This window comes from Bradyrhizobium macuxiense, assembly GCF_001542415.1.
GTDB lineage: Bacteria > Pseudomonadota > Alphaproteobacteria > Rhizobiales > Xanthobacteraceae > Bradyrhizobium > Bradyrhizobium macuxiense.
The window spans coordinates 1-11,450 of the sequence record NZ_LNCU01000065.1; the positions used below are offsets into that span (position 1 = coordinate 1).

Below are 11,450 nucleotides of genomic sequence, written 5' to 3' on the forward strand. Positions count from 1 at the left end.
CCCGCCGCGTCCGGCCGCCCCAGCGCCGGAAGCGAAGCCCACTGAAGAGCCCGCGCCGGCGCCCGCTCCGCAGGCATCGGCCGCTGACGTCCCGCCGCCGGCAGAGGCCGCCCCACAAGCCGCGGACACTTCGCCGACGCCGCAGCCACCTCCTGCGGCCACCGAAGCTGTGCCTGCTCCCGCCGAGCCGAAGGTTGCAGCAGCGGTTGATTCGACCGCTTCAAGCAGCGAACCGGTCCCCGCCGCGCCAGCCCCTGCAGTCGTTGAGCCGGCGCCACCGCCGACAGCCGAAGCGATTGCTGCCGAGACCAGGATCGCGACGCTGGGCGGACCTGAAGCCGTCGTCGAACAGAAGACCGCTAAGACGAAGCGGGCGGCCTCTGAGGCGAAGAAGAAGCCGGACCACAGCGCGAGCAGCAAGCCAGCGCATCGGAAGGAACGGCGGCGGATCGCTCGTGCGCGAGCCGCCCGGCAGGCGGTCGTTCAGCAGACGGTGCTGGACCCGTTCGGCAACCCCATGCCGGTCACCCGGCGGTAGCCGCAGGTCAGGCCGGCCCCGTCGCGATCGGCGGGNGCCGTCATACAGCGCCGTATCGGTGACGCCGAGCCGGTAGAGCGCGAGCGTCAGCACGCCGGCCGAGACGCCTGAGCCGCAGCTCGTCACGATCGGGGCATCGAACTTCACGCCGGAACCGGTGAACGCCGCGCGCAGATCGTCGAGCGGCTTCATCACGCCGGTCGCGGCATCGAACAGCACGTTGTAGGGGACGTTACGGGCGCCCGGGATGTGGCCTGCGCGAATGCCCGGCCGTGGCTCCGGCGCACGGCCCTCGAAACGCTCGGCGGCGCGCGCGTCGATCACCTGCTCGTTGCGGCTTTCGACATTGGCGATCATCTGCTCGATGCTGCGCACGCGCTTCGGATCGTAGCTCGCCTTGAAGGTTGCCGCCTTAGGCTTGATTTCGCCGCTCTCAACCGGCCGGCCCTCGGCCCGCCACTTCTTCAGGCCGCCGTTGAGAATGCGCACATCGCGGTGGCCGTAGGACAGGAACATCCACCAGGCGCGGGGCGCTGCGACCCAGCCACCGGCATCGTAGATCACGACGGTGTCGGCATTGCTGACACCGAGCGCGCCGACATCGCGGCCGAATTGCTCGGCGCTCGGAAACATGTGCGGCAGCGGATTGGAATGATCCGACACTGCGTCGACGTCGAAGAACGCCGCGCCGGGGAGATGCGCGGCGAGGTAGTCGTCCTTGGGCAGCGGCAGCACGCCGGGCAGCTTGAACGTCGCGTCGAGAACCTTGACGTTGGCGTCACCGAGATGCGCGGCAAGCCATTCGGTTGAAACAAGCGGATCGTCGGTCGAAGTCATCTTGGATATCTCTCCATCGTCATTGCCGGACCTGATCCGGCAATCCATCTTCCCTTGAAACGATGGACGCGCGGGTCAAGCCCGCGTGTGACATCTGCTAGCCCTTCTTCTTCGGCTCCCACGCCTCGATCGGTCCGCCGGCGTCACGCCACGCTGCGAAACCGCCGCCCATGTGGGCGACCGGCTTCAGGCCCATATCCTTTGCGGTCTTGGCGGCGAGCGCCGAGCGGAGGCCGCCGGCGCAGTGGAAGATGAACTTCTTGTCTTCCTGAAAGATCGGCTTGGCGTAGGGGCTGTTCGGATCGATCCAGAATTCCAACATGCCGCGGGTGCAGGAGAATGCGCCGGGGATCTTGCCGTCGCGCTCGATCTCGCGCGGATCGCGAATGTCCACGATGACGACGTCGTCCTTGCCGATCAGCGTGATCGCATCCTTGGCGCTGATGGTCTCGATCTCGGCATTGGCTTCGTCGATCATCACCTTGATGCCGCGGTGGATGTTCTGGGCCATGGAGCTCTCCCTTTGTCTTTGTCTTCGCCACCGTCATTCCGGACAGTCGCGAAGCGGCTGATCCGGAATCTCGAGATTCTCAGGTGCGCGATTGCGCACCATAGTTCGATGCTTCGCATCGCCCCGGAACGACGGAAGCTGTTACCGAACCAGCTCCCTCATCGCGTTCTCCAGACCCTCGATCGTAATCGGATACATGCGCTCGGAGAACAGACGGCGGATGATGGTGGTCGATTCCGAATAATCCCAGTGCTTCTGCGCCACCGGATTGAGCCATACCGCATGCGGATAGGTACGGATGATACGGTCGAGCCAGACCGAGCCGGCCTCCTCGTTGACATGCTCGACCGAGCCGCCGGGGACCATGATCTCGTAGGGCGACATCGAGGCGTCGCCGACGAACACCACCTTGTAATCGTGCGGATATTTATGCAGCACGTCCCAGGTTGGCGTGCGGTCGGTGAAGCGCCGCTTGTTCTGCTTCCAGACGCCTTCATAGAGGCAGTTGTGGAAGTAGAAATACTCCATGTGCTTGAATTCGCTCTTGGCGGCCGAGAACAATTCCTCGACCTGCTCGATATGCGAATCCATCGAGCCGCCGATATCGAAGAACACCAGCACTTTGACCGCGTTGCGCCGCTCGGGGCGCATGTGCACGTCAAGATAGCCGTGGTTGGCGGTCTCCTTAATCGTGGTGTCGAGGTCGAGCTCGTCAGGCGCGCCGGTCCGCGCGAACTTGCGCAGGCGGCGCAGCGCGACCTTGATGTTGCGGATGCCGAGCTCGACATTGCCGTCGAGGTCCTTGAACTCGCGCTTGTCCCACACCTTCACGGCGCGGTTGTTGCGGTTCTTCTCCTGCCCGATGCGGACGCCTTCGGGATTGTAGCCATGAGCGCCGAAGGGAGACGTGCCAGCCGTGCCGATCCACTTGCTGCCGCCCTGGTGGCGGCCCTTCTGCTCCTCGAGCCGCTTCTTCAGCGTCTCCATGAGCTTGTCCCAGCCCATGGCCTCGATCTGCTTCTTCTCTTCCTCGGTGAGATATTTCTCCGCGAGCTTCTTCAGCCACTCCTCGGGGATCTCCGCCTTGTCCATGGCATCGAGCAGGCTCTCGAGTCCCTTGAACACGGAGCCGAACACGCGGTCGAACTTGTCGAGGTTGCGCTCATCCTTCACCAGCGCAGAGCGCGACAAATAGTAGAAGTTCTCGACCGATTGTTCGGCGAGATCGGCGTCAAGCGCTTCCATCAACGTCAGATATTCCCGTAGCGTCACGGGGACCTGGGCGTCGCGCAGCGATGTGAAGAACTGCAGGAACATAATTACCTAGATCGCCCGCTGGGCCGGTGCCGTCAAGGGGCCACGGCCGTGCTCTGCCCCGAGATCAGCCATTCGCTTTCGCCTGCTGCCCCCGAACTTCGGCCTGCCGGCGCGCCAGCCATTCCGCAGAGCGGAAAGATGATGATTGACATTCCATGCGGAAACCGCCTTGAGCACCGCTGCGCTGCGGAATCCGCGCTAGACCGGCCGGGTTTTTCAACTAGAATTGTGCGTGACAGGTCATTGAGGCAGAGGCGTTTGGAATGGGTATCATCGCGGCGCTGGTGATCGGCGCGATCGCCGGCTGGCTCGCCGGGCAGATCGTGCGCGGCGCGGGCTTCGGGCTGATCGGAAACATCGTCGTCGGCATCATCGGCGCGCTGGTGGCGAGCTGGCTGTTGCCGCGGCTCGGCATCAGCCTCGGAAGCAGTGCGATCCGCGACGTCATCAACGCGACCATCGGCGCAGTGATCGTGCTGGTGATCCTGTCAGTGATCAGACGCGCGTGATCGACCATATTGCACACCGAACGACCGCTGCGAGAGCGGTCGTTTCATGTTGAGGCCTAAATGGCCAAGGAACGAACCAAGGCAAGAAGATAGATGAAATTCACCGGTACCAAGGATTACGTCGCCACCGATGACCTCAAGGTCGCCGTCAATGCCGCCATCGTGCTCGAGCGTCCGCTCCTGGTGAAGGGCGAGCCCGGCACCGGCAAGACCGTGCTGGCCGAGGAAGTCGCCAAGGCGCTCGATGCACCGCTGCTGACCTGGCACATCAAGTCCACCACCAAGGCGCAACAGGGTCTCTACGAATACGACGCCGTCTCCCGCCTGCGCGACAGCCAGCTCGGCGACGGCCGCGTGTCCGACATCAAGAACTACATCAAGCGCGGCAAGCTGTGGGAGGCCTTCACCCACGAGAAGCGCCCGGTGCTGCTGATCGACGAAATCGACAAGGCCGACATCGAATTCCCAAACGACCTCCTGCTTGAGCTCGATCGCATGGAGTTCTTCGTCTACGAGACCGGCGAGAACATCAAGGCGAAGCTGCGCCCGATCGTGATGATCACGTCGAACAACGAGAAGGAACTGCCGGACGCCTTCCTGCGCCGCTGCTTCTTCCACTACATCAAGTTCCCCGACGCCGACACGATGGGCAAGATCGTCGACGTGCACTTCCCCGGCATCAAGAAGCGGCTGGTGGAAGAGGCGCTGCGGATCTTCTTCGAGGTCCGTGAGGTGCCGGGCCTGAAGAAAAAGCCTTCGACCTCGGAGCTGCTCGACTGGCTCAAGCTGCTGCTGAACGAGGACATCACGCCCGAAATGCTGCGTGAACGCGATCCGCGCAAGCTGATCCCGCCGCTGCACGGCGCTCTCTTGAAGAACGAGCAGGACGTGCATCTGTTCGAGCGGCTAGCGTTCCTGAGCCGCCGCGAAGTCTAGTTCCGATATCGGCGAGCGCCGGGGCCGTGGCTCCGGCGTTTTGCTTATCCGCTCCAACAAACAAGAAGACCAGGGAAGATGAACGTCCAGACCCAGATCCGGGCCGCCGAGCCCGTCACGACTGAACATTTCGACGTCCTGATTGCGGGCGCCGGCATCTCCGGCGTCGGCGCTGCCTATCACCTCACGACCCAATGCCCGGGCACCAGCTTCGTGGTGCTGGAGACGCAGAAGACATTCGGCGGCACCTGGTCCACCCACCGCTATCCCGGCATCCGCTCCGACAGCGACCTGCATACTTTCGGCTATCGCTTCAAGCCGTGGACCAGCGCGCCGATCGCGACCGCAGCCGAGATCCTGAAATACATGGGCGAGGTGATCGAGGAGAACGATCTCGACAGCCACATCCGCTATCGCTACACCATCACCGCGGCGAAGTGGTCGAACGAGACCAATCTCTGGACCATCGACGCGACGCGGCCCGACACCGGCGAGAGGCTGCGCTTCACCACCAACTTCTTCTGGATGTGCCAGGGCTACTACAGCCACACCGAGGGCTACACGCCCGAATGGACCGACATGGCGAAGTTCAAGGGTCCGATCGTGCATCCGCAGACCTGGCCCGACGATCTCGACTACAAGGGCAAGCGCGTGGTCGTGATCGGCTCCGGCGCCACCGCCGCGACGCTGATCCCGGCGATGGCCAAGGATGCCGGCCACGTCACCATGCTGCAGCGCTCGCCGACCTATTTCCGCACCGGCCGCAACGCGATCGAGATCGCCGAGGAGCTGCGCAGGCTGCAGGTCGACGAGCACTGGATCCACGAGATCACCCGCCGCAAGATCCTGTTCGAGCAGGACGCGTTCACCAAGCGGACCTTCGCCGAGCCGGAGGGCGCCAAGAAGGACCTGCTGGCGGCGGTCGAAGCCGTTCTCGGCAAGGACTACGACATCGCCACCCACTTCACGCCGCGCTACCGGCCGTGGCGGCAGCGCATCGCCTTCATTCCGGACGCCGACCTGTTCCACGCCATCAAGGGCGGCAAGGCATCGGTCGTCACCGACGAGATCGATCGCTTCACCGAGAAGGGCATCCTGCTGAAGTCCGGCAAGGAGCTCGAGGCGGACATCATCATCACCGCAACCGGCTTCCACCTCTCCGCCAACGGCGGTATCGACTTCGAGATCGACGGCAAGCCGCTCGATTTCGCCGACACCGTGACCTATCGCGGCATGATGTTCACCGGCGTGCCGAACCTCGTCTGGGTGTTCGGTTATTTCCGCGCCAGCTGGACCTTGCGCGTCGACCTCGTCGCCGACTTCGTCTGCCGCATGCTCAAGCACATGAAGGAGACCGGCGCGAGTAAGGTGACGCCGGCGCTGCGCGCCGAAGACCACAACATGCCGCTGCTGCCATGGATCGATCCGGAGAACTTCAACCCCGGCTACATGATGCGCGGCATGCACCTGCTGCCGAAGCGCGGCGACAAGCCGGAGTGGCAGCACAACCAGGACTACTGGGCCGAGAAGGACGAATTCCCGGCGATCGACCTCAAGGACAAGGCGTTCGTCTACGGCTGAGCTCCCTCACTAATCCCGTCACCCTGAGGCGCTCGCGAAGCGAGCCTCGAAGGGTGCACGACCCGGCTCATGGCCATCGAAGCTTCGAGACGGCCGCTGCGCGGCCTTCTCAGCATGACGGGGATAGATATCGCGCGCGGATCGAAGAGCGTCGTCGGGTACATCACGTCTTCACCGAACACTCCGTCATTGCAATAACGGCAGCTCCCGTCACGCATACTCCTCGAGCTTCGCAGACGCCTCGGGCGTCCTGCCGCGGATCATGTCGGAGGCCTTGTCGGCGATCATCAACGTCGAGGCGTTGAGATTGGCCGAGATCATCCGCGGCATGATCGAGGCGTCGATCACGCGCAGGCCTTCCAAGCCGTGGACACGAAGCTGGTCGTCGACCACGGCCCACCGCGCGTCGGCCGGACCCATCCGGCAGGTGCAGCCGGGATGGAAGGTGGTGGTGCCGCGCTGGGTCGCGGCGGCGAGCAGCTCGGCGTCGCTCTGCACCTTCGGGCCCGGAAAATCCTCATAGGCGAAATACGGCTTGAGCGGCTCGGAGGCGAGCAGCCGGCGCGCCAGCTTCATGCCGGCGACGACGACGCGGCGGTCGATCTCCTCGCCGAGATAGTTGGTCTGGATGATCGGCGGCTGGAACGGATCGGCGGAGCGGATACGGACATAGCCGCGGCTCTCCGGCCGCTGCTGCCAGGACGCCACCGTCATGCCGGGCTCGTCCTCGAGCTGGCCCTGCACGCCCTCCTTGTAGCTCGCCGGCGTGAAAGTGAGCTGCAGGTCGGAGCTCTCGGTGGTCTCGCCAGAATGCCAGAAGCAATAGACCATGGTCGGCGACAGCGACAGCAGGCCGCGCCGTGTCGTCGCCCATTTCAGCGCCTCGACCCACAAGCTCATGCCGCGGCGAAGCTCGTTGATGGTCCTGATGTTCTTCACCCGCGCCACCGAGCGCGGCGCGTAGTGATCCTGCAGGCCTTCGCCGACACCTGGCAGCGCGTGACGCACCTCGATGCCGTGGGACTTCAGCAGATCGGGCGAGCCGACGCCGGAGAGCTGCAGCAGCTGCGGCGAGTTATAGGCGCCGCCGGAGAGGATGACCTCCTTGTTGACGCGGATCTCGAGCGGGTCGCCGTGCTTGCCGCCCCTGTTGTAGCGCACGCCGACGGCGCGCTTGCCCTCGAAGATGATGCCGGTGACATGGGCATGCGTGCGCACGTCGACATTGGGCCGCCGCCGCGCCGGATGCAGGAACGCAGTCGCGGCGCTGACGCGCCGGCCGTTCAGGATGGTGCGCTGGCAGTAGGAGACGCCCTCCTGGATCTTGCCGTTGTAATCGGGATTGCGCGGAATGCCGAGGCTGACCGCACCTTCCATGAAGGCCTCGCACAGCGGATCCTTCCAGTCCATTGTCGTGACGGTGAGGTTGCCGTCGCGGCCGCGATAGGTGTCGTCGCCCTCGCCGATCCTTTTCTCCATGCGCCGGAAATAGGGCAGCACGTCTGGATAGCCCCAGCCGCGATTGCCGAGCTGCGCCCAGGTGTCGAAATCCTGGCGCTGGCCGCGATTGTAGATGTGGCCGTTGATCGAGGACGAGCCGCCGAGCGTCTTGCCGCGCGGCGCGTAGATGCTGCGTCCTCCGGTGTACGGACCGGGCTCCTGCTGATAGGCCCAATTCACGCTCTTCATGTGGAAGGTCTTGATGAAGCCGGCCGGCAGGTGGATGTAGGGATGCCAGTCGCTCGGCCCCGCCTCCAGCACGCAGACGCGAGTGGTGGGATCTTCACTCAACCGGTTGGTCAGCACGCTCCCGGCGGAGCCTGCCCCGATGATCACATAATCGAACGTTTCCATCGTTTCGTTTCTGGCGCCGATTCAGATGTCAGCGCACCTTTTCGTGGAGTTGATAGGTGAGATGGGCTTTCGCCGTCGGCCATTCGCTGGCGATGATGCTGTAAACCACCGTGTCGCGCAACGAGCCGTTGGGCGAGATCTGGTGGCTGCGCAGGATGCCGTCCTGCTTGGCGCCCAGACGCTCGATGCCGCGCCGGCTCTGGTGATTGAAGAAGTGCGTGCGGAACTCGACCGCGATGCAATCGAGCTTCTCGAAGGCGTGCGTTAGCAGCAGCAGCTTGCACTGCGTATTGACCGCGCTGCGCTGCACACGCCTGGCGTACCAGGTCGAGCCGATTTCAACGCGGCGGTTCGGCGTATCCACGTTCATGTAGGTCGACATGCCGCAGATCGTGTCGTCGGCGTCGAACACCGTGAACGGCAGCATCGAGCCGGCAGTCTGCAGGCCGAGCCGGCGATCGATCTCCTTGGTCATGTTCTCCGGCTTCGGAATCGCCGTGTACCAGAGCTTCCAGAGCTCGCCATCCTTCACGGCCTCGGTCAGTCCGGCGGCGTGATCATGCGACAGCGGCTCCAGCCGCGCATGGGTGCCGCGAAGGATGACCGGTTCAAGCCAGGGCATTTGCGAAGATCCTCTATGTCTGGGTGAGCCTCACTCTATCCGTCATTGCGAGCGAAGCGAAGCAATCCATCTGCCCACAGGCGCGGACGCATGGATTGCTTCGTCGCTTCAGCGCAAAATTGCCTTGCAATTTTGTCGCGAGCTCCTCGCAATGACGGTGAGCGGCATCATTTATTCAGAAAGTTCAGCGGCAATCCCGGCCGCGACCAGTCCATCGCGATCAGCTCGCCCTTGCCGGACAGCGTGATGTACGCCGTCTTCAGCTCCGGGCCGCCGAAGGCGATGTTGGTGGTGACGCGGTCGCCGGTCGGCACCTGCTCGACCACGGTGCCGTCGGGCGCGATCACCGAGATGCAGCCCGAGACCAGGGTCGCGACGCAGACATTGCCATTGGCCTCGACCGCGAGGGAATCGAACATCTGGTAGCCGCCGAGGCCCGCGATCGGCTTGCCGCGCTCGCCGCGATAGATCACGTCGCGCGGCTTCACGGTGCCGGGCTCGGAGACCTCATAGGCCCACAGCCGTGCGGTGGGCGTTTCCGCGATGTAGACGGTCTTCTCGTCCGGCGACAGGCCGATGCCGTTGGCCGGCAGGATGCCGTGCACGGCCTCGACGATCTCGGTCATGCCGGGCTTCAGATAGTAGAACCCGCCGACATCCATGTCGCGGGCGCGGCGCTTGCCGAGGTCGGAGAACCACAGGCCGCCCTGCTTGTCGAACACGAGATCGTTCGGCCCGCGCAGATCATGCTCGCCGCATTTGGTGACGACGGTCTCGACCTTGCCAGACTGCAGATCGACGCGCTGGATCGAGCCGCCGAGATAATCCTCCGGCTGCGGCCCCGGCATGATCATGTTGCGGGTCGGGACCCAGGAGAAGCCGCCATTGTTGCAGACATACATCTTGCCGTCGGGCCCCAGCGCCGCGCCGTTCGGCCCGCCCGGGACCTTGGCGACGATTTCCTTGCGCCCATCGGGAAAGACCCGGGTCAGCCGCTGGCCGCGGATTTCGACCAGCACAACCGAGCCGTCGGGCATGACGACGGGACCTTCGGGAAACTCCAGATCGGTGGCGAGAACTCGAATATTGGCCATGGCATCCTCCCGGCTCTTTGGCTGCAGGCGGAGTCCTAGAGGTCCCGCACGCGCAACATGTTTGTTTCATCCTGTTATGGCAAAGTGGGTCTGGCTTGCCAAGCAACCACCCCGCAACGCTGCCCGGCGATGATGTTGAGGGCGCGCTGCGACAGCGATGTCGTCGCTGTGAAGGGCCCTATGTCGCGCCCCATCCACGACTGTCGTCCCTGCGTAAGCAGGGACCCATACTCCGCGGCGGATGTTGTGAACGGGATTCCAGCGGTGCGCATAAATCGACATTCGTGGTTGATGGGGTGGACGGCCCCCTACGGCATCAGTGTGCCAGAATGAGGTTGTTGCAAATCTCAGCAAGGGAGCCGTCCGTGACGAAGATTATCCGCATTGGAATGGATACGTCGAAGTATATTTTTGTGCTGCACGGGATTGATGAGGATGAGCGGCCTGTGCTGCGCAAGAAGCTTTCGCGCAAGCAGGTGGTGGAGTTCTTTGCCAAATTGCCGCCGACCGTGATCGGGATGGAGGCCTGCGGAGCCTCGCAATATTGGGCGCGGGAGCTCTCCAGGCTGGGCCATGAGGTGAAGCTGATGGCCCCGCAATTGGTGAAGCCCTATGTCGCGCGGAACAAGAACGACTGGCGGGATGCGGAAGCGCTGTGTGAGGCGATGAGCCGGCGGACCATGCGCTTTGTGCCGGTCAAGACAGCCGAGCAGCAAGCCGCGTTGATGCTGATGGGAATCCGCGACGGGTTGATCGCCCGGCGCACCCAGTTGACCAATACGATCCGCGGCCACGCGGCGGAGTATGGCCTGATTGCACCCAGGGGGCTGGACAGGATCGAGCCGCTGCTGGCGCAGATCGCGCAGAACGAGACGCTTCCCGCTCTGGCGCGTGAGCTGTTTGTCGTGCTGGGCCGCGAGTACGCCAAGCTCGAGAGCGAACTGGAGGCAATCGAGGCCAAGGTGATGGCCTGGCACCGCGGCGATGCCACGGGCCGGCGTCTGGCAACGATCCCCGCGGTCGGCCCGATCATTGCGACCGCGCTGGTGATGAAGACGCCCGATCCGCGTGCGTTCCCCTCCGGTCGGCATTTTGCGGCCTGGGTGGGATTGACGCCCAAGGACCATTCCACTGGTGGCAAGACCAGGCTCGGCAAGATCACGCGGGCGGGCGACGAGGACTTGAGACGACTGCTCGTGATCGGGGCCACGGCGGTGATCCGGCAGGCCAGAGGTGGGCGCGGCCAGCATCCGCGCTGGCTGCTGGCATTGATTGCGCGCAAGCCGCCGAAGCTCGCCGCCGTGGCGCTCGCCAACAAGGTCGCCCGCATCGCCTGGAAGCTCATGGTGACCGGCGAGAGTTACGACGCGGCGCGGTCGAATGCCGCTACGGCAGTGGCCGCCTAACAGATTGGCCGACCGGCGGGCTCGCTCGCCGGCCGATCCGGAGCTGCAGGAGCAGATGGAGCGATCGATCGAGCAACGATGCGAGACAATCCGTGGGACCCATTGGCCGCCAGCAGGTCGCCAGGTTGTTTGGAACTCGCATCGCGCAAACCATCTTGGCCAGCGATCCAATCGATCGCGCTCAACAGGCCGGACATATGGATGCAAGCGATCCGATCTCACCAAAAAGCTCTTGTGCCACGGGG

General features: G+C 64.1%; 9 protein-coding genes and 1 pseudogene. 4 read left to right on the forward strand and 6 right to left on the reverse strand.

Going from position 1 to position 11,450, the window contains the following annotated elements; all coding sequences use genetic code 11:
* Window positions 1-574 precede the first annotated feature (574 nt).
* The 3 genes and pseudogenes from sseA to AS156_RS19230 form a co-directional block, all read right to left on the reverse strand.
* Window positions 575-1,375: pseudogene (sseA, locus tag AS156_RS19220) on the reverse strand (3-mercaptopyruvate sulfurtransferase); the annotation flags it as partial.
* A 97-nt stretch (window positions 1,376-1,472) separates the two neighbouring features.
* Window positions 1,473-1,886, reverse strand: a complete 414-nt coding sequence (locus tag AS156_RS19225; RefSeq protein ID WP_066507545.1) for a rhodanese-like domain-containing protein — start codon at window positions 1,884-1,886, stop codon at window positions 1,473-1,475.
* Window positions 1,887-2,027: 141 nt separating this feature from the next.
* Window positions 2,028-3,203, reverse strand: coding sequence for a vWA domain-containing protein (locus AS156_RS19230; protein WP_066507548.1), 1,176 nt, complete (start codon window positions 3,201-3,203; stop codon window positions 2,028-2,030).
* A gap of 263 nt (window positions 3,204-3,466) precedes the next feature.
* Here AS156_RS19230 and AS156_RS19235 point away from each other — a divergent pair, with 263 nt between their 5' ends.
* The 3 genes from AS156_RS19235 to AS156_RS19245 all read left to right on the forward strand — a co-directional run bounded on the left by AS156_RS19235 (window position 3,467) and on the right by AS156_RS19245 (window position 6,229).
* Window positions 3,467-3,712, forward strand: a complete 246-nt coding sequence (locus tag AS156_RS19235) for a GlsB/YeaQ/YmgE family stress response membrane protein (protein ID WP_066507553.1) — start codon at window positions 3,467-3,469, stop codon at window positions 3,710-3,712.
* 93 nt (window positions 3,713-3,805) lie between these two features.
* Window positions 3,806-4,648, forward strand: coding sequence for an AAA family ATPase (locus tag AS156_RS19240; RefSeq protein ID WP_066507555.1), 843 nt, complete (start codon window positions 3,806-3,808; stop codon window positions 4,646-4,648).
* Between the two features lie 78 nt (window positions 4,649-4,726).
* Window positions 4,727-6,229 (forward strand): flavin-containing monooxygenase, encoded by a 1,503-nt coding sequence (locus AS156_RS19245; RefSeq protein ID WP_066507556.1) that lies wholly within the window; start codon window positions 4,727-4,729, stop codon window positions 6,227-6,229.
* Between the two features lie 210 nt (window positions 6,230-6,439).
* Here the strand turns inward: AS156_RS19245 and AS156_RS19250 are convergent, their stop codons facing one another.
* The 3 genes from AS156_RS19250 to AS156_RS19260 form a co-directional block, all read right to left on the reverse strand.
* On the reverse strand, window positions 6,440-8,083 hold the full coding sequence (locus AS156_RS19250; RefSeq protein ID WP_066507558.1) for a GMC family oxidoreductase: 1,644 nt from the start codon (window positions 8,081-8,083) through the stop codon (window positions 6,440-6,442).
* Window positions 8,084-8,111: 28 nt separating this feature from the next.
* Window positions 8,112-8,705 carry a GNAT family N-acetyltransferase gene (locus tag AS156_RS19255; RefSeq protein ID WP_066507559.1) on the reverse strand — a complete coding sequence of 198 codons (594 nt, stop codon included), beginning with the start codon at window positions 8,703-8,705 and terminating at the stop codon, window positions 8,112-8,114.
* Window positions 8,706-8,872: 167 nt separating this feature from the next.
* Window positions 8,873-9,799 (reverse strand): SMP-30/gluconolactonase/LRE family protein, encoded by a 927-nt coding sequence (locus tag AS156_RS19260; protein WP_066507561.1) that lies wholly within the window; start codon window positions 9,797-9,799, stop codon window positions 8,873-8,875.
* A gap of 365 nt (window positions 9,800-10,164) precedes the next feature.
* Between AS156_RS19260 and AS156_RS19265 the strand changes: the two genes are divergently transcribed.
* Window positions 10,165-11,205: an IS110 family RNA-guided transposase gene (locus tag AS156_RS19265; protein WP_066500203.1), complete on the forward strand. Its 1,041-nt coding sequence runs from the start codon at window positions 10,165-10,167 to the stop codon at window positions 11,203-11,205.
* The last annotated feature ends 245 nt before the right edge of the window (window positions 11,206-11,450 follow it).